This window comes from Methanolobus mangrovi (genome assembly GCF_031312535.1).
GTDB classification, from domain to species: domain Archaea; phylum Halobacteriota; class Methanosarcinia; order Methanosarcinales; family Methanosarcinaceae; genus Methanolobus; species Methanolobus mangrovi.
The window spans coordinates 184,207-210,659 of record NZ_CP133594.1; the positions used below are offsets into that span (position 1 = coordinate 184,207).

General features: G+C 42.2%; 26 protein-coding genes and 1 tRNA gene. 21 read left to right on the plus strand and 6 right to left on the minus strand.

Annotated elements, in window-relative coordinates; translation table 11 throughout:
• Positions 1 to 53 precede the first annotated feature (53 nt).
• The gene (locus tag RE476_RS00975; protein ID WP_309308331.1) at positions 54 to 587 is read right to left on the minus strand and encodes a hypothetical protein; all 534 of its coding nucleotides are present in this window, start codon (positions 585 to 587) and stop codon (positions 54 to 56) included.
• A 538-nt stretch (positions 588 to 1,125) separates the two neighbouring features.
• Between RE476_RS00975 and RE476_RS00980 the strand changes: the two genes are divergently transcribed.
• The gene (locus RE476_RS00980; protein ID WP_309308333.1) at positions 1,126 to 2,424 is read left to right on the plus strand and encodes a TrpB-like pyridoxal phosphate-dependent enzyme; all 1,299 of its coding nucleotides are present in this window, start codon (positions 1,126 to 1,128) and stop codon (positions 2,422 to 2,424) included.
• Positions 2,425 to 2,521: 97 nt separating this feature from the next.
• On the opposite strand, the gene RE476_RS00985 is transcribed toward RE476_RS00980, so the two are convergent.
• The gene (locus RE476_RS00985) at positions 2,522 to 3,403 is read right to left on the minus strand and encodes a mechanosensitive ion channel family protein (protein WP_309308335.1); all 882 of its coding nucleotides are present in this window, start codon (positions 3,401 to 3,403) and stop codon (positions 2,522 to 2,524) included.
• 283 nt (positions 3,404 to 3,686) lie between these two features.
• Here RE476_RS00985 and RE476_RS00990 point away from each other — a divergent pair, with 283 nt between their 5' ends.
• From RE476_RS00990 to ahbC, 8 genes are all read left to right on the plus strand, one after another.
• On the plus strand, positions 3,687 to 5,162 hold the full coding sequence (locus tag RE476_RS00990; RefSeq protein WP_309308337.1) for a DUF2193 domain-containing protein: 1,476 nt from the start codon (positions 3,687 to 3,689) through the stop codon (positions 5,160 to 5,162).
• A 50-nt stretch (positions 5,163 to 5,212) separates the two neighbouring features.
• Positions 5,213 to 5,962: an MIP/aquaporin family protein gene (locus RE476_RS00995; RefSeq protein WP_309308339.1), complete on the plus strand. Its 750-nt coding sequence runs from the start codon at positions 5,213 to 5,215 to the stop codon at positions 5,960 to 5,962.
• Between the two features lie 120 nt (positions 5,963 to 6,082).
• The gene (locus RE476_RS01000; RefSeq protein WP_309308341.1) at positions 6,083 to 8,317 is read left to right on the plus strand and encodes an ATP-dependent DNA helicase; all 2,235 of its coding nucleotides are present in this window, start codon (positions 6,083 to 6,085) and stop codon (positions 8,315 to 8,317) included.
• A 148-nt stretch (positions 8,318 to 8,465) separates the two neighbouring features.
• Positions 8,466 to 9,743, plus strand: a complete 1,278-nt coding sequence (gene hisD, locus RE476_RS01005; RefSeq protein WP_309308343.1) for a histidinol dehydrogenase — start codon at positions 8,466 to 8,468, stop codon at positions 9,741 to 9,743.
• A 103-nt stretch (positions 9,744 to 9,846) separates the two neighbouring features.
• Complete coding sequence (locus RE476_RS01010) at positions 9,847 to 10,245, plus strand: DUF1699 family protein (protein ID WP_309308345.1); 399 nt, start codon at positions 9,847 to 9,849, stop codon at positions 10,243 to 10,245.
• Between the two features lie 242 nt (positions 10,246 to 10,487).
• Positions 10,488 to 11,255: a uroporphyrinogen-III C-methyltransferase gene (gene cobA / locus RE476_RS01015; protein ID WP_309309539.1), complete on the plus strand. Its 768-nt coding sequence runs from the start codon at positions 10,488 to 10,490 to the stop codon at positions 11,253 to 11,255.
• A 12-nt stretch (positions 11,256 to 11,267) separates the two neighbouring features.
• Positions 11,268 to 12,065 carry a uroporphyrinogen-III synthase gene (locus tag RE476_RS01020; protein ID WP_309308346.1) on the plus strand — a complete coding sequence of 266 codons (798 nt, stop codon included), beginning with the start codon at positions 11,268 to 11,270 and terminating at the stop codon, positions 12,063 to 12,065.
• Positions 12,066 to 12,187: 122 nt separating this feature from the next.
• Positions 12,188 to 13,390, plus strand: coding sequence for a 12,18-didecarboxysiroheme deacetylase (ahbC, locus tag RE476_RS01025; RefSeq protein WP_309308348.1), 1,203 nt, complete (start codon positions 12,188 to 12,190; stop codon positions 13,388 to 13,390).
• Between the two features lie 232 nt (positions 13,391 to 13,622).
• Here the strand turns inward: ahbC and RE476_RS01030 are convergent, their stop codons facing one another.
• The 4 genes from RE476_RS01030 to RE476_RS01045 form a co-directional block, all read right to left on the minus strand.
• Entirely contained in the window at positions 13,623 to 13,973 is a 351-nt protein-coding gene (locus tag RE476_RS01030) for a desulfoferrodoxin family protein (protein WP_309308350.1), read from the minus strand.
• 33 nt (positions 13,974 to 14,006) lie between these two features.
• Positions 14,007 to 14,516: a ferritin gene (locus RE476_RS01035; RefSeq protein WP_309308352.1), complete on the minus strand. Its 510-nt coding sequence runs from the start codon at positions 14,514 to 14,516 to the stop codon at positions 14,007 to 14,009.
• 30 nt (positions 14,517 to 14,546) lie between these two features.
• Positions 14,547 to 14,897, minus strand: coding sequence for a DsrE family protein (locus tag RE476_RS01040; protein ID WP_309308354.1), 351 nt, complete (start codon positions 14,895 to 14,897; stop codon positions 14,547 to 14,549).
• Between the two features lie 265 nt (positions 14,898 to 15,162).
• Complete coding sequence (locus RE476_RS01045; RefSeq protein WP_309308356.1) at positions 15,163 to 15,336, minus strand: hypothetical protein; 174 nt, start codon at positions 15,334 to 15,336, stop codon at positions 15,163 to 15,165.
• Positions 15,337 to 15,409: 73 nt separating this feature from the next.
• On the opposite strand from RE476_RS01045, the gene RE476_RS01050 reads away from it, so the two are divergent.
• The 12 genes from RE476_RS01050 to RE476_RS01105 all read left to right on the plus strand — a co-directional run bounded on the left by RE476_RS01050 (position 15,410) and on the right by RE476_RS01105 (position 26,423).
• A complete protein-coding gene (locus tag RE476_RS01050; RefSeq protein ID WP_309308358.1) occupies positions 15,410 to 18,001 on the plus strand; it encodes a valine--tRNA ligase in 2,592 nt (863 codons plus the stop codon).
• 128 nt (positions 18,002 to 18,129) lie between these two features.
• Positions 18,130 to 18,612: an RNA-binding protein gene (locus tag RE476_RS01055; protein ID WP_309308360.1), complete on the plus strand. Its 483-nt coding sequence runs from the start codon at positions 18,130 to 18,132 to the stop codon at positions 18,610 to 18,612.
• A 130-nt stretch (positions 18,613 to 18,742) separates the two neighbouring features.
• The gene (locus RE476_RS01060; RefSeq protein WP_309308362.1) at positions 18,743 to 19,123 is read left to right on the plus strand and encodes a cell division protein SepF; all 381 of its coding nucleotides are present in this window, start codon (positions 18,743 to 18,745) and stop codon (positions 19,121 to 19,123) included.
• The gene (locus tag RE476_RS01065) at positions 19,120 to 19,758 is read left to right on the plus strand and encodes a ZPR1 zinc finger domain-containing protein (protein WP_309308364.1); all 639 of its coding nucleotides are present in this window, start codon (positions 19,120 to 19,122) and stop codon (positions 19,756 to 19,758) included. The genes RE476_RS01060 and RE476_RS01065 overlap by 4 nt, the downstream gene beginning before the upstream one ends.
• 282 nt (positions 19,759 to 20,040) lie before the next feature.
• Positions 20,041 to 21,477: a proline--tRNA ligase gene (gene proS / locus RE476_RS01070; RefSeq protein ID WP_309308366.1), complete on the plus strand. Its 1,437-nt coding sequence runs from the start codon at positions 20,041 to 20,043 to the stop codon at positions 21,475 to 21,477.
• Between the two features lie 54 nt (positions 21,478 to 21,531).
• Positions 21,532 to 22,608, plus strand: coding sequence for a nicotinate mononucleotide-dependent phosphoribosyltransferase CobT (gene cobT / locus RE476_RS01075; protein ID WP_309308368.1), 1,077 nt, complete (start codon positions 21,532 to 21,534; stop codon positions 22,606 to 22,608).
• Positions 22,609 to 22,677: 69 nt separating this feature from the next.
• A tRNA-Trp gene (locus RE476_RS01080) sits at positions 22,678 to 22,872 on the plus strand.
• 204 nt (positions 22,873 to 23,076) lie between these two features.
• Positions 23,077 to 23,838, plus strand: a complete 762-nt coding sequence (locus tag RE476_RS01085) for a response regulator (protein WP_309308370.1) — start codon at positions 23,077 to 23,079, stop codon at positions 23,836 to 23,838.
• Between the two features lie 438 nt (positions 23,839 to 24,276).
• On the plus strand, positions 24,277 to 24,867 hold the full coding sequence (locus RE476_RS01090; protein WP_309308371.1) for a 50S ribosomal protein L15e: 591 nt from the start codon (positions 24,277 to 24,279) through the stop codon (positions 24,865 to 24,867).
• Entirely contained in the window at positions 24,864 to 25,319 is a 456-nt protein-coding gene (locus tag RE476_RS01095) for an RNA-binding protein (protein ID WP_309308374.1), read from the plus strand. The genes RE476_RS01090 and RE476_RS01095 overlap by 4 nt, the downstream gene beginning before the upstream one ends.
• A complete protein-coding gene (gene rnp3, locus RE476_RS01100) occupies positions 25,312 to 26,052 on the plus strand; it encodes a ribonuclease P protein component 3 (protein ID WP_309308376.1) in 741 nt (246 codons plus the stop codon). Before RE476_RS01095 ends, rnp3 begins: the two co-directional genes overlap by 8 nt.
• Positions 26,049 to 26,423, plus strand: a complete 375-nt coding sequence (locus tag RE476_RS01105) for an Rpp14/Pop5 family protein (RefSeq protein ID WP_309308378.1) — start codon at positions 26,049 to 26,051, stop codon at positions 26,421 to 26,423. The genes rnp3 and RE476_RS01105 overlap by 4 nt, the downstream gene beginning before the upstream one ends.
• The last annotated feature ends 30 nt before the right edge of the window (positions 26,424 to 26,453 follow it).

Sequence of the window (26,453 nt, forward strand, 5' to 3'; positions counted from 1 at the left end):
ATTACTTCCTTTAATGCTTATTTTGTCAAGTAATTTATTTGAGGGACGTTTTTCTAAATATCAAATTTAAGATTACCAAGCATAATAAACGTTTTAGAATCATAAGTCATATTTACAAAATTATATTTTAGGTTTCTTTGAGAATCATCGATTTCATATAAGAAGAGCCAAGTATCTTCTTTTTTAAAAATTGGAGGAGATGTGTCATAATAAGTAAATTTAAAGCTAGCATTATTTGGTAAATTGGTTTTATTTGCTATTACATCAACTCTCCAAACCTCTTCATCGTCATCATCGGCGTCAATATTAGATTTAATTGACGAATCATGGCTATATTCAGGATGTAGAGCCGAATCTATTTTTACTAAAAACTCTTCTGAAGAGGCTTGAAGGATATAAGATCCTGAATCATCACCATAATTGTGTACTTTAAAATTAAAACTATTTTTAGAATATTGGTTAATTTCATTTGGAGGGGTAAATGTAAAATGTTCTAGATCTGAAGAAGATGAGGAAACAGTAAACATTAAGCCTCCAATTGCTACCAATAAAGTTAGTATGGCTATATCTCTATCTTTTAGAGGCATAAGTACAATAATATATTCTTTGCTAATAAATTTTTTTAATTGATACTGATAAAAACCAATCTAATTTTAAGACATGTATTACAAAAAAAGCCACTGATTGAATTTAAGTGTGAAGTTCGGTTTTTTGGAGATAACTATATCCCATAATATAATTGCTAGGTGTACTATTTGAACCTAGCAACTGAAGTTGATGCTCGTCAAGATAGAAGGAAATACAAATTCAAGGTTACTTTCCTGAATCAAAAAGTGGCATGGTGGTTGATCAAATAATTGGTGATTTTTTTGACATTAATGCATGCTACATTCGTTACTACTTTACCCACACTATATAAATTTTTTGAAATAATATAGGTATAATAGCAGTTTTAAGAAATTTAAAGTCATAATTTTGTAACTAATTTGGCAGTACCTTCGTCTTGGGCACCCTATTAGTCTTTCAGCCATATTCTCCTTAAATTCCCAAATCAAAACCATTAAATACCTCGTCAATGTACTCTTTTATACACTATTGATTTCACTTTTTTATAGAGGTATAACTATGGATCATACAAAGATACTACTTGATGAAAATGAAATGCCAAAACAGTGGTATAACATACTTGCTGACCTTCCGGTGGAGCCACCACTGAATCCGGCAACCAATGAGCCAATGAATCCAGCAGATCTTGAGCCTATATTTGCAAAGGAGCTTATCAATCAGGAAATCAGTTCTAAGAAATACATTGACATTCCTGAAGAGATCAGGGAAATATACACACTATGGAGACCATCACCTTTGCACAGGGCACACAGGCTTGAGAAGGTACTGGGAACGCCTGCAAAGATATACTACAAAAATGAAAGTGTCAGTCCTGCAGGAAGCCACAAGCCAAACACTGCAATTGCACAGGCATACTACAACATGAAGGAAGGTACCGAAAGGATCACAACCGAAACAGGTGCAGGCCAGTGGGGCAGTGCACTATCACTTTGCTGTAACTATTTTGACATTGAGTGTAAGGTCTACATGGTAAGCTCAAGCTTTTACCAGAAGCCATACCGTAAGTCACTTATCAACCTCTGGGGAGCAAAAGTAGTTCCTTCTCCAAGCCCTGATACACAATTCGGAAGAAAGATCCGTGAGATGTATCCTGACACAACAGGAAGTCTTGGAATTGCCATAAGTGAAGCAATTGAAGATGCTGCCCTTAACGATAATACAAAATATGCACTTGGCAGTGTCCTTAACCACACCAGTCTCCACCAGACCGTAGTAGGTCTTGAAACACAGGCACAGTTCGACAAGACAGAGGACTACCCGGACATCGTCATCGGATGCTGTGGCGGTGGAAGTAACCTTGCAGGTGTAAGTCTGCCTTACATCAGGGACAACCTTGCCGGCAAGACCAATACAAGGTTCATAGCTGTCGAACCTTCTGCATGTCCAACTCTTACAGCAGGTGAATTCAAGTATGACTTCGGTGACATGGCACAGATGACTCCTCTGCTTAAGATGTATACACTCGGTTCAGAGTTCATACCACCTGCAATCCACGCAGGCGGTCTCAGGTACCACGGAGCATCACCAATTATCAGTAAGCTTGTTGCAGATGGTATCATGGAAGCAACATCATACCACCAGGTAGAGGTGTTTGACGCAGCAGTAACATTCGCACGCAGTGAAGGCATCGCTCCTGCTCCGGAATCAGCACATGCTATCAAATGCGCAATCGATGAAGCACTCAAATGCAAGCAGACCGGTGAAGAGAAGACAATCCTGTTCAACCTTAGTGGTCACGGTCACTTTGACATGGGTTCCTATGACAAGTACTTCAGTGGAGAGCTGAGCAACGAATAAATTTAGTTATTTATTAAAACAGGGTTAAGTGGCATGCAAGGCATGCCACATACTTTTTCTTTTAATTCTTTCAGTTATCTAACGTTTTGCCAATTGATCAGTTAGATTCCATATCCTTTTTGTAAACAATAGTGCGGTATGGGAATGGTATTTCGATACCTTCTGCATCGAATCTCTTTTTGACCGCCTCTCTGATATCACAACCGATATCATATGCAATATCCCTGTCTTCAACCCAGATAAGAAGCCTTAAGATCACAGCAAAATCTCCCAGTTCCCTGACACGAACACTCGTTACTTCTTCTTTTTTAATATCAGGGTGATAATTCTTAAGCTGGCTGAAAGTCATTACTCCATTCTGTTTTCTGGCTTCACATATCATGATATGTCTTGCTTTGTCAATATCAGAATCATAACTGATCCCGATATCAATCGGCCAATTCACAGTCGGGTCCTCAATGGACCAGTTGATTATCGATTCCTCACTTATCACACTGTTTGGAATGATGAGTCTCCTGTTATCCCATGTCCTGACAACGGTATGCCTGAGTGTGATATCTGTAATTCTTCCATACTCGTCCCTGATGGTTACAAGGTCTCCAACTCTGAAAGGCCTGAATGCTGCAAGTGAGATGCCGGATATGATATTTGAGAGTGTACTCTGGGCTGCAAGACCAAGCACAATACCGGCAAAACCTGCACTGGCAAAGAGGGTTATGGACAGTGCTTCAAGTGATGGTATCAGGTTTACGACAACAAGGATGCCAAAAATATAGATAGAAGCAACCGCCGTATGCCTCACAACTCTATAACTTGTCTGGTCGACATTCATTTTTTTGCTTACAATTTTGAACTGCCTGGAAAGGATATGGTCAACAGACCGTGCAAAAAAGACAGTCAGCAGTATTGTAAGTATTATGAGGCTTACATTCACAAGCTCCCAGGTAATCCATGCTGGTATAGTTATCAGGTCTGCCATATTAACTCTTAAACATATTAGCAATTGAATGAATATGAGTTTATTGCAGCTAGCTGAAAACTCAGTATCAGTTTTTTCAAGTTTCAAAAGCTTTATTTCACATTGCTTCAGAATATAAAGTGGAGTGAACAAATCTTTCAGGTAGGGTGTGTATGTAGGGTAAGAACTCAGGAGCAATAGCCATAGATAAGTGAAAGCATTCCGTTCTTTTTATTTTTTTGATTTATTCTGTTACGCCTCTGCCAGGTATACTTGTGCACTTTCAAGTGAGTAAGGGGTTAATATGAAAGAAATATATGACAAAATGGCAATAGAAGCCATGAATGCACAGAAAGCTGTTGTAAGTACCATTAACAAGAAACGTGGTACCGCCTTTAAAGTAGAGGATGCAAAGCCATACGTGGATGCAGTCAATAAAATGCAGCCCAAAGGCGATCAGTGCAAAGAAGTATTTGATCTGCATGTAAATTCGGTGAATACGCATTTTGAGACACTTTCCGGCTTAACTGACAGTGTAAAACCGGAAGATGACCCATATGTCGAGCATTATCAGACACCTCCTATACTGGATATATTGTACGAGGAAGATCATGCTTTCAGGGATTCAGTGGAAAAATTCATTGACAGGATTGGCAGGTCAGAGGCTCTGATAGGTAAGGAATCAATTCGAAGATATGGGGGATTTTATGGTCCTACCTGTGTGGTCGACTTTGCCTTTGTTCCTGGCAGTACAAGCAATGTGGTCAACAGGATATTGCAGAAAACAGACATTCCAGTAGATCACAAACGTGCAATCCTCTCTTCCAAGTCATGGGGAATGAATACATCATACGGAATAGGTTCTAAGTTCCAGATGGCAATTGAGAACGGCAAGACTCCTGATGAAGCTGTTAAAGAAGAAATAGAGATGCTTCAGATGGTCTATGATGCACCTATGGCTGCGCAGGCCAAGCTTATGGACGAAGCTGGTCACACATCCTTTGATGTAAAGAAATACATGAACCAGTACAAGCAGAAAATGAAGCCAACTATCAAGGCTGCAATGGATGCTGATGTTTTCTACGGCAATATCGTCACAGTTCCTGCATATGGTGTGGGGGATGTTGCTCATCACATATCCCAGTCGATGTTCAACATGACAAAAGATGATGTTATCATGGCAGTCATCAATGCCGTAACAGACGTCATGGACGGGACCATGAAGAATGCCATGGGCAAGTTCAAGGATGAATATTCACCGCTTACCATTGCAACAGATGCAGCCGCAGCAGCAACTACAAAAATACTCTGGATGGATGGATTCACAACTATGATGGTCCTTGACCTGCTGGTCAAGAGATACCACAACCTTGTGCTCAACAACCCAACAAGAGGTGCCGCAGCTGAACTTCACAACGTTGACTTCATCGACCTCATCGAAAAGGGTGAACGTATCATTGACCACAAGCCAAGGGGTATGGGTGGCAGAGTCCAGGGCATACCTGTTGATCTGAGTCCAATTGAGAAGAACGAGGTTCTCAATAACCCGCAGCGTTACACATATCCTGCATGTGCCATCACTGTAAGGTTCTCCGCTCTCATGCGGCTGGCTGACTTCCCATGCCTGCTGACAAGTGAACCAGTCACCGCTACAATGCTGACCAATATTATAGCTCTGCATAAGACAGAACCACATTCACCGGCACGTACCTGTAAGTTCTGTGCAGCTAACTACTTCGATTACAAGTGCAAGTATTGTAACTGGACGGAGGCAGTTTGATCACAGATGTGCCTCAATGAGGCGCATTTTGTTTTCAGGCAGGTGATTTTATGTCAGAACCGGGTCTATTTAAAAGATCCATCGCCGAACTGATCGGGACGTATGTGCTGGTGTTTTTGGGAACAGGGTCTGTGGTAACAACAGTCCTGCTGATCCAGGGCACGAGTTCCATACCGGGCAACACTTTCAATGTAGGCATTGATATCGCAGCATGGTTTGCTATAGGCATAGCTTTTGGACTAGCGATAATTGCCATGATATATGCCTTCGGTCACATATCAGGAACACACATCAACCCAGCAGTGAGCATTGCATTATGGGCAACCGGACGGTTCCCTGCAAAGGATATGCTTGGATATATCATTGCCCAGTTGATAGGTGCAAGTCTTGCATCTTTCACTATTGTTGCGATACTTGGTTCAAGGGCTGTTGCTACAGGTCTTGGTGCAACGGGTATGTTTGATGGTGTGAGTTATGGTCAGGCTATACTTTGTGAAGCCGTTGCAACTTTTTTCCTTATGCTGACAATTATGGGATCAGCGGTGGATAAAAGAGCACCCTCAGGTTTTGCAGGATTAGCCATTGGTTTGGTGGTGGCTGCAGATATCATTGTGGTGGGAAACATAACTGGCTCATCGCTTAATCCGGCCCGTACTTTCGGACCGTATCTGGCGGAATTCGTAATGGGAGGTACGAATTTCTGGTGGCAGTTCCCTATATACATTGTAGGACCTATAGTTGGTGCTCTTGTTGCAGCTTTACTTTATGATTTTGTAGCAGGAACGAAGGAAGCCAGTTGAGAGCACCACATAATGCTTCTTCCTTTCTTTTTTTGTATTTATGGCATAGTGATCGACTTCCAGTTTTTACAGATAGGGCAATTTTAATTAGATATAACTCTCTCTTAAATCCCAGTTATCATGAAAATTGAATCTCTGGACCTACCAGATGAAGTTATCCGTTTCTACCTTGATTCAGGCATAAAAGAACTCTATCCGCCCCAGGCGCAGACAATTGAAAAGGGATTGCTGGAAGGTAATAATATGCTTGCTGCAATTCCAACGGCTTCCGGAAAGACGCTACTAGCTGAGCTTGCTATGTTAAAAGCAATCGCTAACGGTGGAAAAGCACTCTATATTGTTCCTCTGCGTGCCCTTGCAACTGAAAAATTTGAGCGGTTCAAGTCATTCTCCTCCATAGCAATAAAAAACGGTGGCTTGAAAGTTGGCATATCCACAGGTGATTTTGAATCGCGGGATGAGTGGCTTGGTTCCAATGATATTATTGTTGCAACATCCGAAAAGACCGATTCACTCCTGCGTAACGAGACTTCATGGATGCAGGAGATTACTACTATTGTTGTTGATGAGGTTCACCTCCTTGATTCAGTTAACAGGGGTCCAACACTGGAAGTTACCCTCACCAAACTTATGAAGCTCAATCCCGAATGCCAGATAATTGCTCTTTCGGCAACAGTGGGGAATGCTTATGAGGTTGCAGACTGGCTAAAGGCTAAACTTGTGCTCAGTGAATGGCGTCCGACCGACCTGCATGAAGGTGTTTACTATGGTGGCAACATCAATTTCAGGAGTTCACAAAAACGCATCGATGCTCCAACCCAGGATGATGCGATCAATATCCTTCTGGACACATTGGAAGATGGTGGCCAGTGTCTTGTTTTCGAAAGCAGTCGTAAGAACTGCGTTGCCTTTGCTAAAAGAGCAGGAAACAAGGTTTCAGAGTTGCTTGACAAGCCCACACGTAAGTCACTTAATGAGATTGTCGAGCAGATCGTTGAAAGTGGTGAAACTGAGGCAACCAACGTTCTTGCACAATGTGTAAGGAACGGAACAGCATTTCACCATGCTGGCCTGAACTCAGCACACCGAAGACTTGTCGAGGATGGTTTCAGGGACAACAAGATCAAGATGATATGCAGCACTCCGACCCTTGCGGCAGGTCTGAACCTTCCGGCAAGAAGGGTAATTATCAAAAGTTACAGACGTTATGATCCAAATTATGGGATGCAGCCAATACCTGTTCTGGACTACAAACAGATGGCAGGCAGGGCAGGCAGACCGCATCTTGATCCTTATGGGGAATCTGTCCTTATCGCCAAATCATATGACGAAATGGCAGGGCTTTTTGACAACTATATCGATGCAGATGCAGAGGATATCTGGTCCAAGCTTGGAACCGAAAATGCCCTGAGGACTCATATCCTTTCAACCATCGTGAATGGTTTTGCGACCACGAGGGATGGTCTGATGGAGTTTATTGAGGCTACATTCTTTGCTCACCAGAATGATACATGGGGTATTGTGGAAGTAGTGGATGAATGTCTTGAATTCCTGAGGGACAATAAGATGCTTGAAGGTGAAAAGACTCTATTACCTACTGCCCTTGGAAGGCTTGTGTCTACTCTATACATTGACCCTCTTTCAGGTGCTTACATAGTTGACGGGTTAAAGAAGGCTGATAATATTACAGATCTGACTCTATTGCATCTCATTTGCAAGACGCCGGATATGAGGCAGCTCTACATGAGGTCCAATGATTATGAGATTATCAATGATTTTGTCATGTCTCATAGTGATGAATTTGCAGAGATTCCGCCTCGATCCAGGGAGATTGATTATGAATGGTTTTTGGGTGAGGTAAAAACTGCTCTTCTGATACTTGACTGGATAAATGAGAAGTCACTTGAGCAGATAACCAAGAAATTCAATGTAGGTGAAGGTGATGTGCATGCATTTTCAGACATTGCTGTATGGCTGATGCATTCTACTTCAAGGCTTGCAGGTCTCATTTCTCCAGAACTGTCCAATGATGCCGTCAGCAAGGCTGTGGTGTTGGAAAAGAGAATACACTATGGTGCCTCTCCTGAACTTATTGAACTTGTCAGTATAAGGGGAATAGGTCGTGTGCGTGCCCGCAAGCTTTATGATAATGGCCTTAAGACTGTGGCAGACATACGAAACTCTAATCTGGATACTGTTTCAACTCTTATTGGTCAAAAGACGGCAGCAAAGCTGTTCAGTGAGGTAGGCATCCATTTAAAGCTCAGTTCGGATGATTCTGGGAAGGTAAGCTCAAAGGCAATGAGTTCATTGATGGAAAATGAGCAGATGACTTTCAGCGACTTTGAAAAATAAGGTGCCAACTCAGATGAAATCCTGTTTGAGACGTTAGTTTTAACCGTTATATATGATGAACAGGTATAAGCATCAGGAAATAATCATAATCATTTACTAATATCACTGATAATTAGCAATTTTACAGTATCCTTTCCGGGGAAATATCATGCTTTACAAGAAACTATCCGAACTTACCGATGAAGAAAGAGGCAGAATAATTGGTCGTGGTGGAGAACTTGCAGACGTTGGGGATACTGTTGCTGCTATCCTTAAGGATGTAAAACAGAATGGTGATGCAGCTCTGCGGGAATACACTAAGAAATTTGATGGTGCTGATATTGAAGCTATCGAAATCTCAAAAGAAGAGATCGATGAGGCTGTAAAAAATGTGGACCCTGCTCTTCTGGCACACCTTGAATTTGCTGCCAGTAATATCAGGAAATTCCATGAAGCACAGATGCCAAAAAAAATGTGGTTCATTGAAATATCTCCGGGCATTGAGCTTGGGCAGAAGGTCACAGCTCTTGAAAGCGTGGGTGCCTATGTGCCAGGTGGAAGAGCATCATATCCTTCCACTGCCCTTATGACAATAGTTCCCGCAAAGGTTGCAGGTGTCAAGAATGTTGTTATGTGTACACCTCCGGGTAAGGATGGAACAGTTAATCCGCTTACACTTGCGGCAGCAAAAGTAGCTGGTGCAGACCACGTTTATAAAATCGGTGGTGTGCAGGCAGTTGCCGGTATGGCATATGGTACTGAAAGTGTGCTGAAAGTTGACAAGATCGTAGGTCCGGGCAATGTCTTTGTGACCGCTGCAAAAATGCAGGTAAGGGACATGGCAGAGATTGATTTCCCGGCAGGCCCCAGTGAAGTGCTTATCATAGCTGATGATTCCTGTAATGCCAGAATGGCCGCATCGGATATGATAGCCCAGGCAGAACACGATCCGAATTCAGTTTCTGTTATTATCACAACATCTGAAAAGCTTGCAGAAGAAGTGCGGGATGAGGTTGTCAGGCAGGCAGCAAAAACCCTTAGAACAGAGATTGTGGCTACTTCTCTTGAAAATGCCGCAGTGCTGGTGGCCGATTCTATGGATGAATGTATTGCGTTTTCCAATGAGTTCGCTCCGGAGCACCTTGAGATAATGGTTGAGGATTCTGATGCTGTCCTCGAAGGAATAGAGCATGCAGGTTCCATATTCGTAGGCAATTATTCTCCGGTTCCCGTGGGTGACTATGCATCCGGTACCAATCACGTATTACCTACAGCAGGCTACGCAAGGATATACTCCGGCCTGAATATTGATCATTTCCTGAAATCTTCAAGCATACAAAAAATCAGCAAGCAGGGGCTTGAAACACTAAAAGATTCTGTCATTTCCATCGCCGAAAAAGAGGGTCTGAAGGCACATGCAGATTCTGTAAGGGCAAGGTTTGAATAACTGACCCTTTTATTTTTTTCTGTTACAAATCGGTAATTATTTAATAGGTGAATACATACATTATTTTAATAAGTTCTCTACGAACTGGAGGTGAGGGAGACTCATGAAAATAAGAGTTGTAAGTTCGCGAGAGGAAATACCGCAATTGAATCCAAATGAAAAGGTAATTCATCTTGCTTTCAGACCATCGAACAAGGATATATTTTCACTTGTCCAGACATGCCCAAAAGTGGAAGTGATCCAAATCCCGAGTTCTTACAGACGTACAGTCTCAAAGTCCATCGAGATGTTCATGAAAATGCAGAACATCAAGCTCGTTGAAGGTGATGTGTGGGGTCACAGGAAAGATATTAATGAATACTATAGTATCGCTCCGGCCTTGCTCGACAAGATCAAAGAGCTTAAGTCAGAAGGCATGTCTGATGAAAATATAGTGACCAAACTGGAACGTGAAGGAAAATTGAACAGGGAAATGCTGTTCTATATATTGGGTAAAAAGTAGGATTTCAAAAGGGTAGGATAAGGTGCGGTATCTAACGGTACAGCACTCCATTCATATTTAGTTAAGGTTTGTTTTTAGCCTTAAGATTCTTTTTATAAGATCATCTTTGTTTTCATACAATCGGTTTGTTTTTTCTTTAGATTATAAAGTTACCTTGTTTTCATCATGTCTTCGGGACGATGCATATTTATAACTTGGTAAGTTCATTATCATCTAAAAAAGATATACAGGATTTCATTAACATGGCCCAGAAATATGGTAAAGTCTATTTGGTTGGTTCAGGCCCGGGTGATCCGGAACTATTAACGCTCAAAGCACGCAGGCTTCTAGATACTGCTGAAGTTGTGGTATATGACCAGCTTCCAGGGAAGGCTATTATTGATTCTATCTCTGGAACTGCTGAAAAGATAGACGCAGGTAAACATGCAGGTGAACATACCCTCACCCAGGACGAGATAAATGCTCTCATCATCCAAAAGGCAAAGGAAGGCAAGGATGTAGTTCGTCTGAAAGGCGGTGACCCATACATGTTTGGTCGAGGAGGGGAAGAGGCCCAGGAACTGATCGCTGAAGGCATTGAATTTGAAGTTGTGCCGGGCATAACATCTGCTGTTGCTGTTCCTGCATATGCGGGCATACCTGTGACCCATAGGGATCATGCTTCAATGGTGACTTTCATCACAGGGCATGAGGACCCGACAAAAGAAGAAAGTGCACTTGACTGGGAGACACTTGCAAAATTCGATGGAACTATTGTCATATTCATGGGCGTGAAAATGCTTGGCAGGAATGTCGGGGAACTCATGAAATACGGCAAGGACCCAAAGACTCCCGTAGCCCTTATAGAAAGAGGTACGAGGCCGGACCAGCGTGTTACAACAGGTTTCCTTGATAATATTGCTGAGATCGCAAAAGAAAGAGGTGTCAAAGCTCCTGCAATTACAGTAGTAGGAAGCGTTGTCACACTTCACGATATACTTGGCGAACAGACTTCAGGCAGTTTTGAATAGAAGGTATTTCCTATGGCAGAACAAGTCAAAAGACCGTTACTTGCAATAATGAGGCCGCAGCGCTATCTTAAAGAGTCAACCGAACTTGCAGATTCCATGGGTTTTGAACCCCTGGCGGTTCCTATGATCGAACTTGCCGACATGAAGGATGAATACTTCGATGGGTTTGTCGAAAGGGTTCTCTCCGGCGTTTCGGACTATGTGATCATTACAAGTGCCAATGGGATTGATTTTACTCTTAACAAGATTCCTTCCGATAACAGGGAAAAGTTCATTGAGGCGTTGAATGCTACAAAGGTCATAGCCATTGGTCCGACGACCCGGAAAGCACTGGAAAATCTGGGTATCAATGTAATTGGAATGCCTGGTGTCTACAGTTCCGAAGGACTTGTGGAATTCCTCTGTCCTAATATAAAAGGCAAAGTTGTTGACACAGCCAGGAGTTTCTATGGTTCCTCCCTGCTTATAGAGGGCCTTAAGGACTGTGGTGCTGAAGTACATGAAACCAATGTTTATACGCTTACCAAACCGGAAGGTGACGTACAGGAAGATTTCATGCGCAGAGTGCTTGATGGTGATGTCGATGTATTTGCGTTCACAAGTTCCATGATGGTGCGTAATTTCTTTGAACATGCGGTAAGCCAGACCACAAAGGAAGAAGTAATCAACATTATGAACAATTCCGTAGTTGCGGCCATAGGCATACCTACGGCACAAACACTTGAAAGTTATGGCGTGAAGGTTTCAGTTACTCCGGGGAAATTCACTTTCGAAGATATTCTTAAAAAAGTCCAGGAATTGCTGAGTTAAGCATTTCCTGAACATTCCTGTTTTTCTGTGTTATCTACCATAGATGTAATATATGATGATGATATAGAGTTCGCACATATTCTAATGATTTTCTTCTATTCTTCTATTTCGGAGTCCTGATCATGATAGGTATTTCAAAACTCTATTGCAGAACCGTGGAGCCCTCGGATGCACTTCGCTATGGGCGTGATTCAAAAAAACTTCCATCCCACCTCCTCCAGTTCTCAAAAGATAAAAAAACGGTTGTAGTGTGGAATGTTACTCAGCGCTGCAACCTCAAATGTGTTCATTGTTATGCACATTCAAAGGATATTGATTACAAAAATGAGCTTACGCTTGAGCAAGGCAAGGCACTCATAGATGATCTTGCTGATTTTGGATGTCCTGCTATTTTGTTCTCAGGAGGGGAACCCCTGATGAGAAAAGATCTTCCTGAACTGGCAGGTTATGCCACATCAAAGGGCATAAGAGCTGTGATCTCCACCAACGGAACCATGATCACGCCGGAAATAGCAAGGAAGCTCAAAGACATTGGCCTTTCCTACGTAGGGATATCCATTGATGGTATGCGTGAGACCAACGATAAATTCCGTGGCATCGAAGGCTCTTTTGACAGGGCAATGCAAGGTCTTCATAACTGCCAGAAAGAAGGAATCAAAGTTGGACTGCGTTTTACTATCAATCGCCATAATGTACATGATATTCCGGCAATATTTGATCTGATAGAAAGGGAAAACATCCCTCGTATCTGTTTCTACCACCTTGTATATTCAGGACGTGGTTCTGATATGATCAACGAGGATCTGTCCCTTGAAGAAAGCCGTCAGACTGTAGACCTCCTGATAGATAAGACCAGGGACCTGCACAGCAAGGGTAAAATGGTGGAAGTCCTCACAGTTGATAATCATTGTGATGGTCCGTACATATACCTGCGTCTTCTGAAAGAGGATCCAGAGAGAGCTGCTGAAGTTTTAGAACTCCTGAACATGAACAGAGGCAATTCTTCCGGAATTGGCTTTGGCTGTGTATCATGGGATGGTTCTGTTCATCCTGATCAGTTCTGGAGACATCACTCCTTTGGAAACATAAAGGACCGCAAGTTCAGTGAAATATGGAGAGATACCACTGATGAACTAATGGCAGGACTTAAGGACCGCAAGCCGCTTATCAAGGAAAATGCAGACAGGTGTGCCAAATGCAAATGGTTTGATGTATGTAACGGTAACTTCCGTGTACGTGCTGAATCTGTTTATAGCAATATATGGGCAGATGATCCGGCATGCTACCTTAGTAATGAAGAGATCGGTTACGATGATTTCCAGTAACCGTTCTTTTTCAGGTATGCATCTGTGGGATCATATAGTCTACTAATACATATGCCATGATTACCATTATAATGGCCAGAAATGCAAATTTAAATACGAGTTTTACGATCATGCATTCATCTCTTTACTTTTCATCGGCTTTCAGGATGCCTTTGTTTAAGGGTGGAGATGAACACGTATAAAAAAGATGTGGCAACCGATGCCACAAATACTATATTTTTAATAAACAGAATCAAACTTCTATACAGTTCTGCCATACACCGTGAACGTTGCAGTATTCAAGAGCGCAGAATGACTTGAAGTCATCGATGTTGTTCACGTGGAAAGTTGCAACAGGGTCGGTGTGTACTGGTTCGAAGGTCATTTTTCCAAAGTTGACTGTTTTTCCTTCTTTAGTAACGCCGTAGAGTTCTACCCATTCGATATGATGTTCGACTGTGTTTGGGTGTGGCACTTCTTTTCCGACGACTACTCGTACAAAGTCAGCTTTTGATTGTCCATGTCCTCTGATAAGCTCTATCTCAGGAACATGTTTCTCTTTACCTTCAACATCCTTCCCTTTTAAAATATCTCCGAATTCCATATTTTCACCTTTTAATGTAATAGTAATTTTTTATTATTCCTTTGCAGGCGGATTGAAAACTCTTGCTTCAAGTTCCTTGTCAATCATGAAAAGGCCGTTCCCGTCCTTGCCTACAAGTTTGAGCTTTGCTATCATTTCATTATCATTTGCTTCTTCCTCTATCTGCTCTGTAACGAACCACTGGAGGAATATCTGGGTTGCGTAATCCTTTTCTTCATTTGCAAGGTCTACAAGTCCATGTATTGACTTTGTTATGAACTGCTCATGCTTCAATGTTGCTTCAAACATCTCTAATGGAGTTCCAAAGTTTCCTGGCGGCTTTTCGATGGCATTCAGGACTACTTTTTCACCCTGATTGTTCACGTAGTCATATATCTTCATGGCATGACTCATTTCTTCATTGTACTGAACCATGAACCAGTTGGCAAAACCATTAAGTCCTACGTAGCTACAGTGTGCTGACATGTCCATGTAAAGAAATGCAGAGTACATTTCCTTATTGATCTGCCCGTTAAGGGCTTCTGTCATCTTTTTGCTTATCATTTACTTTCTCCATTATTGATTTTTAGATAATTAGAATACAACAATTTCGTAGCCTTCATCCATATATCGTGACATGCTTGGATGTCCGAACATTTCATCACACAATGGCAAAAGCTGCTGCTTTGCACTTTCAAGACTCTCCATTTTAGCTGCACAGGCCATGCATACGCAGTCTATCAATCCTGCATCCTTTGCTTTTGTGTAAAGGTTGGTAAAGGGTCTTTTCACATCTTCTGCTTCTTTTACAAGGCGTGTTGCAGAACCTTCTATGATCAATTTGACATCATAGCCTTTCTCTTTCAAATCAAGTGTATTCATTAAAGCATGAATGAAACACATTTCCTCCCCATTAAAAGCAAAAACAGCTATCTTTCTGGTCATAGGATCACCTTATGTGGTAATTTACCTCGCCTTCCCCTTTGAACTATTGAATAGATTTGTATAAAGTGTTTTCGGTTTCCTGATATTTTTATTCAAAGTACGAAGGTACCGTTGCAAAATGATTCTATTCTCTGAAAGAACAAAATAGCAGAAGAATACTAAATTCTCCTCCTAAATGTTTTGTCCATTTGCATATGACTGGGCATACAATAGGACACATGGTCCAGGCGGCACCATCAAACATTCGTCAAGGAAATGTTTGCTTTCAATCGTACACCAGTGACCTTTTGTCCATTCTGGGTAATCTGTAAGGTATTCTGTCGTGCAGGAACTTGCCTCTTTTTGAAAACATTTGAAGGTTCTGCTCCTTTATGTTTGTTATACTGTCTGTAGGGTCAGTATCTTTGGTTCTAACCAGATAATTTAAATAATCTGACACCACTTAGGATAAAAAAACACAATCAATACATTCAATTACGATATTAATTGATTATACTTATCGGAGAGTCACAATGACCATTCCAAAAGAATATGACCCACACATTATAGAGCCTAAATGGCGTGATTCATGGAATATGTCCATGTATCATTTCGACTGGAAAGATGAAAGCAGACCCCAGTTCATAATTGATACGCCACCACCATATCCTACTGGCAATTTCCATATTGGTAACTCCCTTAACTGGTGTTACATCGATTTTGTTGCAAGATACAAGCGTATGTGTGGATATAATGTGATGTTCCCGCAGGGATGGGACTGCCACGGTCTTCCTACGGAAGTGAAAGTAGAAGAAATCCATGGTATCACAAAGAACGAGGTTCCAAGGGAAGAGTTCAGGAACATGTGCCGTGAACTTACTGTTGGCAACATCGAGAAAATGAGGAACACGATGCTCAATCTCGGTTTCTCAACTGACTGGAGCAATGAATTTGTGACGATGGAGCCGGAGTACTATTCCAAGACCCAGAGGTCTTTCAGGAAAATGTATGACATGAACCGTCTTTACCAGTCCGAACACCCGGTAAACTGGTGTCCAAGATGTGAAACAGCTATTGCTTTTGCAGAAGTTGAATATGATTCAAGGGAAACAAAGCTTAACTACCTGTATTTTGACGGGCTTCAGATCGCTACATCCAGACCTGAGTTACTTGCAGCATGTGTTGCAGTGGCTATCAATCCGGAAGATGAGCGCTATAAGGAACACCTGGGCTCAACGGTCAAGGTGCCTCTTTTCGGTCATGACGTCAAGGTTATCGGTGACAAGGATGTAGATCCTGAATTCGGTACCGGTGTAGTTATGATATGTACCTTTGGTGACAAGCAGGATGTAAGATGGTGGATGGAACACGATCTTCCACTGCGAAAGGCCATTGACAAGAGCGGCCTTATGACTGATATTGCTGGTAAGTACAAGGGAATGTCTATTCCTGAATGTAAGAAAGCCATTATTGAAGACCTTGAAAAAGCAGGTCATCTCTTTGAGCAGAAACCACTTGAACAGAATGTCGGTATGTGCTGGAGATGCAGCACTCCTATTGAGATCCTTTCCGAACGCCAGTGGTTCATCAAGATAGACACCGATGAGGTGTCAAAGGCATCAAATGATATCGAGTGGCTGCCTGAGTATATGAAGGTCAGGCTTGACAACTGGACCAATACAATGGAATGGGACTGGTGTATATCCCGCCAGAGGCTCTTTGCAACACCAATACCTGTATGGTACTGCAAGCACTGTGACGAGGTAATGGTTGCAAAGGAAGAATGGATGCCTATTGATCCAACACAGCAGCAACCACCTGAAGCCTGTAAATGTGGCAGTACTGAGTTTGAAGCCGAAGAGGATGTTCTGGATACATGGATGGATTCATCTATCACAGCACTTCATGTTTCAGGATGGCTTACTGATCATGAGATGAGGTTGCCTGCACAACTTCGTCCACAGGGACACGATATTATCAGGACCTGGGCATTCTATACAATATTACGCTCTATGGCTATAACTGGTAAAAAACCGTGGGATGCCATTTTGGTAAATGGTATGGTGCTTGGAGAAGATGGACACAAGATGAGCAAATCACTTGGTAACGTCATAGCTCCTGAAGAAGTTATCAAAGACTACAGTGCAGACTCTTTCAGACAATGGGCGGCCATCGGTGGTTCACCAGGGTCTGATGTGATGTTCCGCTGGAAGGATGTTGTATCTGCATCAAGGTTCTTCACAAAGATGTGGAGTATCTATCGGTTTGCAATGTCTCATCTCGAAGATTACGAGCACTGTGATATGGATGTATCCGAGCTGAAGATAGTCGACAGGTGGCTTTTCAGTAATCTGAACACTCTTGTAAGATCAGTTACCGGGTCAATGGATGCCTATCAGTTTGACGAGGCATTCAAAGCTGTCAGGGGTTTCACATGGGATGTCCTTGCAGACAATTATATCGAACTTGTCAAATCACGTCTGTATGGTGATGACGAGTCCGGAAAGAAAGCTGCAAAATACACTTTATATGTTGCAATTGACACTCTTTCCCGGTTGCTTGCTCCATTTGCTCCGTTCTTTGCAGAGGAAATGTTCTCTCGTATCGGTGATGGCAGTGTGCATGTTCATTCATGGCCAAAAGTTTGCGAGTCCATGATAGATGCTGACATTGAGAAGTCCGGTGAATTCATAAAGGATGTTGCAAGCAATGTGAGGAGATACAAATCCGAGCATGGTATAGCACTCAATGCTCCTCTTGAGAAAATAGAGATATATGGAAGCCTTGCAGACATAACTGATGTACTGGGCGCAACGAACTCTCCCGTAGAGGTTATTGCAGGTGAGCCTGATTTCGAGCATGTTCCTGTGAATGTCAAACCTAATATGGGCGTGATCGGTCCGAAATTCAGGGGACAGGCAAAGGACATAATCAATGCACTGATCGAAGAGAATCCTAAAAAGATCGCTGATGAGATTGCAAAAGGAAAAATAACTGTAAAAGTTAACGGTGATATGCTTGAACTTGACCCTGAGTGTGTTGAGGTGGAGAAGGAAGTTGTCTCAGCAGGAAGGTCAGTTGATGTTCTTGATATCAGTGGAGTTCCTGTAGTTATTGTAAGATGAAGTTTTTAAGGATGCATTATGCGGACCCTGTCCGCATAAACTTTAAGAGCATCCGCCACTTATTTTAGCATAGTAATTATCAGGGTAACAACAATCGGGTAATATTTATCTGTTTGACAGGTGATTAGTTGAAAATAAAATCCAGGGTCCAGCTAAGAAAATCAGCAAAGAATCAACTCTTGAGTGATATTACTTCTATTTTTGGTGAAGCGGTAAAGAAGCTCGAAAGCAGCAAGTTTGAAACGGCAAACATCGATGATATGTCCCTCATACTTGTTGATGGGGAACCGCTGCTGTTCCAGATAAATGGCTTTTACTTCCCTACTGTAAAAGGTGTCCTTAAGCTGGGTTTGATGAAGAATGTGGTGACAGTAGATTCTGGTGCTGTTCGTTTTGTTATAAACGGTGCTGATATTATGTGTCCGGGAATTGTTGATGCTGATCCTGATATAAGGGAGAATGACCCTGTTATCATAATTGAAGAAGCTCATAGCAAACCTCTGGCCATTGGGACAGCTTTGATGCCGGGGGCAGAAATGAAAGGAAATAAAGGCAAAGCTGTAAAGTCCATCCATTACGTGGGTGACAAGCTCTGGAACTTTGACATCTGAAAGAAATCATTAAAATAGGATGAGTTTTAATATAAATAGCAGCAACAGTTCATATATAACGTCAGGTAACGTTTTAAGTAGTAGTGATATTATTAATATAACAATGTTTTTGAATACATGAGGGCGAATTATGGCAAATATCGTGAACAAATTATTTGGTAGCAGCAGCAAAAGCTCAACCACTGAGGATGAATATACAGAACTTGACCTCACCAAGTATGAAGAAGTAATGGATGATGAACCTGCAGAAACCTATATTCGGGTTGCAGAGCTCACAAACCTCAACGAGCTGACCTCACTCAAAAAAGAGATATATGACGGTAATATCGTAATGATCGATATATCCAACATCAAAGTGGACAAGTTATTACTTGACCGTGCTTTGAAGGACCTCAAGGAGGTCGTGATGGATGTACATGGCGATATCGCCGGCATCAAGGAAGACCAGGTGCTTGTAACACCGATGGGTATCAAGATCGACAGGTCAAAGATCACTGGTGGCAGATATTGATAGATAGAGACTCCTGCCATAGTTTTGAAACGAGAACGTCATGTCCGCTTTGCCATGAAGATCTGGTGATCAGTTGGCAAGGCGATGATATCCCTTATTTTGGCGAAGTGATGTATATTACTGCATTGTGTAAATGCAGCTTCAGATTCGCTGATACCATTATTCTTTCCCAGAAAGAACCAATGAGGTATGAGTTGAATGTAGAGGGTCTTGAGGATCTCAACAGCAGGGTCATACGTTCCACTTCCGGTACCATTAGGATACCTGAGCTTGGGATTGACGTAGAACCCGGTTCAATCTCCGATTCTTATATCACCAATATTGAAGGTGTTCTTGACAGGATATACAAAGTAGTCATCACTGCAACCAAATGGTCAGTGGACGATGAAGAGAAACATTCCAAGGGGCTTGAGATACAAAAAGCCCTGGAAGAGGCTATGGATGGTAAAAGGTCCCTTACTGTTATTATAGAGGATCCTTTTGGCAATAGTGCTATTATTTCTGACAAAGCTAAATCCTGTGTACTCTCTTCTGAAGATATGGCACATCTCAAGACCGGGATGATTGTCTTTGATGTGAATTCTTCAGAGATGGAACTTGATGCAAGTGACTCTGAGCATCAACTAAAGGAATGATATTTTCATTCCTGCTTTTTTTATAAGATACTACTAAAGTATTCATTTACTTATCCTGTCAACTGGCAGGCGTGAAAGAATGATTGGATGAGGGTATGAAATTCCTTGAATGTTTCCTCATTATAAGCAAAGATATACAATAGGCTTTATCGTCACTCTCATTTTCTCCTTTTTTATTTTCATTTAATCTGTTACGCTTTAAAACCGTGGGCAATGAAAGGAAATGCCTATAAGCAATGTATCTATTAATGTAGCCAAAATCAAATTTAAACAGGTGAATAAATGGCAGAGCAAGAAAAAGAGGCTGCGCTTCCTCCAAAAGAGAATTTCAGTGAATGGTATAATGACCTGCTTCTAAAGGGTGAGATCATGGACGTACGTTATCCTGTCAAAGGGTTATATGTGTGGTTCCCATTTGGTTTCAACATCAGAAGAAATGTTTACGATATCATTCGTAGATTGCTTGATAAAGATCATCAGGAAACCTTGTTCCCACTTCTTATCCCGGAAAATGAGTTCATGAAAGAAGCAGAACACATAAAGGGTTTTGAAGAAGAAGTCTATTGGGTAACTCATGGGGGAACTTCTCCGCTGGATGTAAAACTGGCACTCCGTCCTACAAGTGAGACTGCTATATATCCAATGTATAAGCTGTGGATCAGGTCTCATGCAGATATGCCTCTTAAGCTCTACCAGATCGTTAATACATTCAGGTACGAGACAAAACACACACGTCCTCTTATAAGGCTACGTGAGATCACATCTTTTAAGGAAGCGCACACAGTCCATGCTACCTGGGAAGATGCGGCATCGCAGGTTGATGAGGCCATAAGACTTTATACTGATTTCTACCGCCAGCTTGCTGTTCCTGTACTTGCGTCTAAGAGGCCGGATTGGGATAAGTTCCCGGGTGCGGATTATACAATAGCTACCGATGCCCTCATGCCAGATGGTAAGACTCTGCAGGTAGGTACGGCTCATCATCTCGGCGATAATTTTGCGAAGACATTTGACATAACCTATGAGGATGCAGAAGGTGAGCAGGTCTATGCTTATCAGACCTGCTATGGCATCTCAGAACGTTCTATAGCTTCCATGATATCAATACACGGTGATGATAAAGGTCTGGTTCTTCCACCTGCGGTTGCTCCTGTACAGGTTGTAATTATTCCTATCATTTTCAAGAAGCCTGAAGGTGTCCTTGAAGCTTGTGAGGATCTAAAAGCTGCTCTTGAAGCGGCTGGCATACGTGTAAAAATGGATGCAAGTGACAGTCGTCCTGGTGCCAAGTACTATAAATGGGAAATGCGTGGTGTCCCTGTAAGGCTTGAGCTTGGTCCAAGGGATCTTAAGAACAATGCAGCAATGCTTGCCCGTCGTGATACTGGTGAGAAGCAGCAGGTGTCCCTTGATAACATCACGGAAGATGTTCTTTCCCTGCTTGGTGAAATTCATGAGGGTCTGTATGAAAAGGCAAAAGCAAGCGTTCAGGAGCGCATCTTTGAATGTGAGGACATTGCTACTATCAAGGAAAAACTTGCTGAGGGTATTGCAAAGGTATTCTGGTGTGGCAATAAGGAATGTGGTTTGAAACTTGAGGAAGATATCGGTGCCGGTATACTTGGTATACCCATTGACCAGACAGAAGGCTGTTCCGGTAAATGTCCTGTGTGTGGCTCAGATGCAGACACTCAGGTGTATATTGCCAGGACCTATTGAAGTTCCTCTGGAAAAAGTCATATACTCCCTCTAAAATACATCTAGGCGATTGGTATGGATACACTAGCACCTGAAAAAGTCCGGTTACCTGAAAAACCGTTGTTCGTATGTGTTCTCGCAAATACGGAGACTGCCTACATAGAAGGTTTGTCTGCTGCAGGCAAGACTGCAAAACTTACAGACTATACGCCGGCAGGCGATGCGGAAGTCCTTGAAACAGGAACTATCATAGACATTCCGATCCTGCCAATGACTCCTCCGTATGATACGCCTACGCCAGCTCTCATTACTCGTGCAGCGCTTTCGATTACAGGCGTTCCGCATGTGTTTGTGAATGCAGGTTTAAAGATTCTTCCTGCAAAACAGGTGCCTCTTGTTGATATTGGTGGAATGCCTGGCGGGGATATCAGGAATCCGATTGCGGTGCACAATGTTGAAGATGCATTTAAAAATGCATTCAAACTTGGTGAGGAGCTTGCAAAAGATCATGATCTGATCGTAATCGGTGAAAGTATCCCTGCAGGAACAACGACTGCAAATGCGGTGCTTCAGTCACTGGGTTATGACGGAAATGTCAGCAGCAGTTCCAGTTCCAATCCTCTATCACTCAAAAAACAGGTTGTGGCTGAAGCTCTTCAGTCATCTGGTATAAGCTATGGTTCTTTGCGTGATGATCCTCTCAAAGCAATAGCATCTGTCGGTGATCCGATGATGGTTGCAGTTGCAGGAATTGCTGCAGGCCTTGGTGATACTCCTGTTATTCTTGCAGGTGGCACTCAGATGGCTTCGATATTTGCTGTTATCAAGCACCTGGGTTACTCTACGGATAATATTAAAATTGTTACGACCACTTATGTTGTAAGGGATGAGTCGGCTAATTTCGTAGAACTGGTCGGTGAAATTGGTGCCAGATATGAAGGTGCTGATCCTGAATTTGGTAAATCTACATTCAAAGGTCTTCAACAATATGAAGTTGGCTTTGTAAAAGAAGGCGTGGGTGCAGGTGGTGCTATTTATCTTACTGGCCTGTTCGGTTATTCTATGGGTGATCTGCGCTTAAAGATAGAGGAACTTTGTGACGAGTTGTGTAAATTCGGCGATATTGGCCGGGTTGCTGACGAAAACATGTGATGTAGGGGGTGCTGTACCGCTAAATATATCTTTGATAAGATGTATTCTGGGGGTACTGCCCAAATATATGGGGCTGTGGCCTAGCCCGGCATGGCGATGGGCTCCAGCGGATAAATGATGAGCAACGGGTCTACTGAGACTAACCCGACGGGGTTGGTTTGTGAGGAACCGTTGGAGCACTGATATGTGCTCATAAACTGAAGGCTGTTAATGCAGCTGTTCGGAGAGACCCGTCGATCGTGAGTTCGAATCTCACCAGCCCCACTATAATTCCTTGCAGTACAATGGCTTTTCTGCAAGGTTAATTTTTCTATGCCTAAACTATATATGTAGATAGAACTATATAATTAATAGTAAAAATTAATCTAATAATTTTACAAACAATTACGTAACAAATACCGGGTTACCACCAGATTTATATTGCAATATATTTATTTAATTTACGTGTAAACAGGGAGCCTATGATTCATGCGAAATCAGGATAAAGTACTCATTGTTGACGACGAACAGGCCATAGTGGAATTAATGGGCCTTTACCTTAAATCAGACTATGAAGTAATTCCTGCTTATAGTGGGCAGGAAGCTCTGGATAAGGTTAAAAGTGAAAAGCCTGACATAATTCTGCTTGATGTGATGATGCCTGATATGAATGGGTATGAAGTTTGCAGGGTTTTGAAAACATCTGTTGAAACTCAATTCCTTCCTGTTGTCATGGTAACTGCACTATCTGGGAAAGATGACCGTATCAAAGGGATCGAAGTGGGTGCCGACGAGTTTCTTGGTAAACCTGTTAACCGGCTTGAACTTGTTACTCGGGTAAAATCTCTTTTGAGGATGAAGCATCTTCAGGACAAGATTCTTGCTGAGCGGAATGAAGCAATGAATTATCTCGACATTGCAGGTTTTATTATTTTTGTTATTGATGGGGATATGAAGATCAACCTTGTGAATACAAAGGGCAATGATGTTCTGGGATATGGTGAATTTGAATTGATCGGCCATGATTTCTCAAAGGTCCTTGTGCCTGAAAATCTGGAAGATGAAGTAAGGACTCAGTTTGAAGGCGCTTTAAAAGGTGAATCTGAGCTGCCTGAATTCATTGAGCATTCTGTTATTTCAAAAGAAGGCAAAGAAATCCCGGTGCGTTGGTATGATGTTGTCTTGAAAGATGTGGATGGCAATATTACTGGTATTCTATGTTCTGGTGAGGACCTGAGTAGATTCCAGTAACGTGCATGCTTTCATAATGTATCTGTTTTCTAAAGATCAATGATGGGGCATTTATTCTCTTCATCTTCTTCTTTTCTGAATATGTTTTTCACAGGATATTCATTTATGATGTAGTATCAGGTGAATTCCTGTGGCTGCAATCATCAGGATAGTATTGTTAAAATAACATCAATGGAATAGTTCTATTTCATCCTGTTCATTTTTGTCCTCATTTGTAGTCTGGCTATTATTTCAATAAGATGTATAATTTTAATAGTCTATGTTATGTTTAAGTCTGGGTGTTCTCCTGTAATTCCATTTTCTTTATTGCGTGGTGCAAAGGTTTAAATTCAATTACGTTAAGTAGTAGTCCTGTTTCATTGTCGGGATAAGTCCCGTGGGAATGTAGCTTTACAAAAGCTGAACCGTGAAACTAGAAATGAAACTAAGGTGAACAAATTGTCAAAATCATTTTACGCATACGTAAGAGACGCATGGAAAGACCCGGACAGCACTTATGTCCATGAACTGAGATGGGAAAGACTCCAGGAATGGAGGAAGGAAGGATCTGTTACCAAGATCAGGCGTCCAACCCGTATAGACCGTGCCCGCTCCCTTGGATACAAGGCTAAGCAGGGTATCATTGTAGCCCGTGTACATGTACGCAGGGGTAGCCTGAGAAAGTCCAGATACATCCGTGGAAGACGTACTCAGCGCATGGGTAAGAATAAGATTACCGCTGGAATGAGTCTTCAGAGAATGGCTGAAGGTCGTGCAGGCAGGAAATTCCCTAACATGGAAGTTCTCAACTCCTACTGGGTCGGTGAAGATGGTAAATTGAAGTGGTTCGAGGTAATCCTTGTAGACCCAAGCCACCCTGTTATTAAGAGTGATAAGAATCTTAACTGGATCTGCGGCAGTTCCCACAAGGGACGTGCAGAACGTGGTAAGACCAGTGCGGGTCGTAAGGGCAGAGGTATGATGTCACGTGGAACAGGTACCGAAAAGACAAGGCCAAGTATCAGGTCAAACCTTAACAGGGGCAAGTGATCCACTATATTAACTTGCGCGTGATCGCGCACTCAACTGAGGATATTTCCAGGGTACGCGGTGCCCTGGACTTCTTTTTATGGAATGCTATTGGCAAACCCGAAGGTACTGTTACTGATGACTATATTGAAGTAACTGATATTGAGGGTCATTATGGTAATTCCTCTGTGATGCTCAGTTCTCAGATCACTCGCAAATCGGACTCTGTAAGACTTGCCAGGTTCATCCGGGATCATATGTCTCCCGAAGATGTTGAGCTCCTGCGCAGTGAAATGCCTGACAGGCTGGATGACGATCAGTTATTCCATATGAGGTTTGATAAGCAGGCTGCTTCCCTTGGGAAGTTAGTACTGAGTTCTTCTTCCGATGCTATCATTGTAAAGGTAAAGATAGCCACTTACCCTCAGAACCGCATTCTTGCGGGTCAGATAGTGGAGGAATTGTTTGGCTAGATTCAATTTCTATGATCTGAACGTCTATTCTGTGCCTGAGGGTAAAAACACGATTGAGGAAATGGCTGCTCTTGCGAGGCATTTTTGCTATAAGGGTATTGCTATTACCAATCCTTCAAAATCATGTCCTCCTGAAAAGTCTACTTTAGTAGATGGATTAGAGGTTTTCAGTGGTGTTGAACTGAATGTGGAAAATGCTTCAAAGGTGCATGGGCTTGTAGGGAAATATCGGAAAATGGTTGATATTATTGTCGTCCGTGGTGGCAATGAAAATATAAACCGTGCAGCCGTAGAAAATTCTGGCGTAGATATTCTCTCCAATTGTGGTTCTTTAAAGGACAGCGGGCTGAATCACGTTCTGGCCAAGTCTGCAAATGATCATGATGTTGCAATTTCTTTTGATCTTGGGGATATTATAAGTCAGCGTGGTGGAAGAAGAGTAAGGGCTTTATCAAATTTCAGGAAAAATCTGAAACTTGTACGAAAGTATGATGTTTCTTTCATTCTTACTAGTAATGCAATATCTTATTATGACCTGCGCGCTCCTTATGAGCTAATGGCGCTGGCAGAGCTTTTTGGTATGAGTCGTGAAGAGGCCATTTCCGGACTATCGACCACTCCTGAAAAGATTATATCAAAGAATCGGCCTTCTGCTAATTATGTCTTTGAAGGCGTTGAAATTGTAACTGATCCTTCAAAAGCTGCTCTTTTGAATGAAGGTGATGATGTATGAAAGTACTTCCGCCAACAATTCGGGAGAACAAAAGGTATCTTGCATTTGAACTTATCGCGGATGGTCCGGTGAGCAGAGATGACCTGATAAGGGAGATATTTTCTGTATCGGGTAGTTTGCTTGGTGACCTTGGTTCAAGTGAATGCAACATATGGCTTTTTGCCTTTGAGGACTTTAAAGGCGTAATAAGTTGTGACCGGGAGCATGTCCGGCAAACACGTGCTACTCTTGCTACAATTACCAACGTAAAGGGTAGAAGAGTTAGTCTTCATATTCTTGGTGTTTCAGGTACGGTTCTTGGTGCAACAAAAAAGTATTTAGAGGGTGTGGATATATTTAGCCCCGAAGAACAGTCACATATAAATGAGTAGAAAGCATATTTCAGTTAGTTATCGTATATA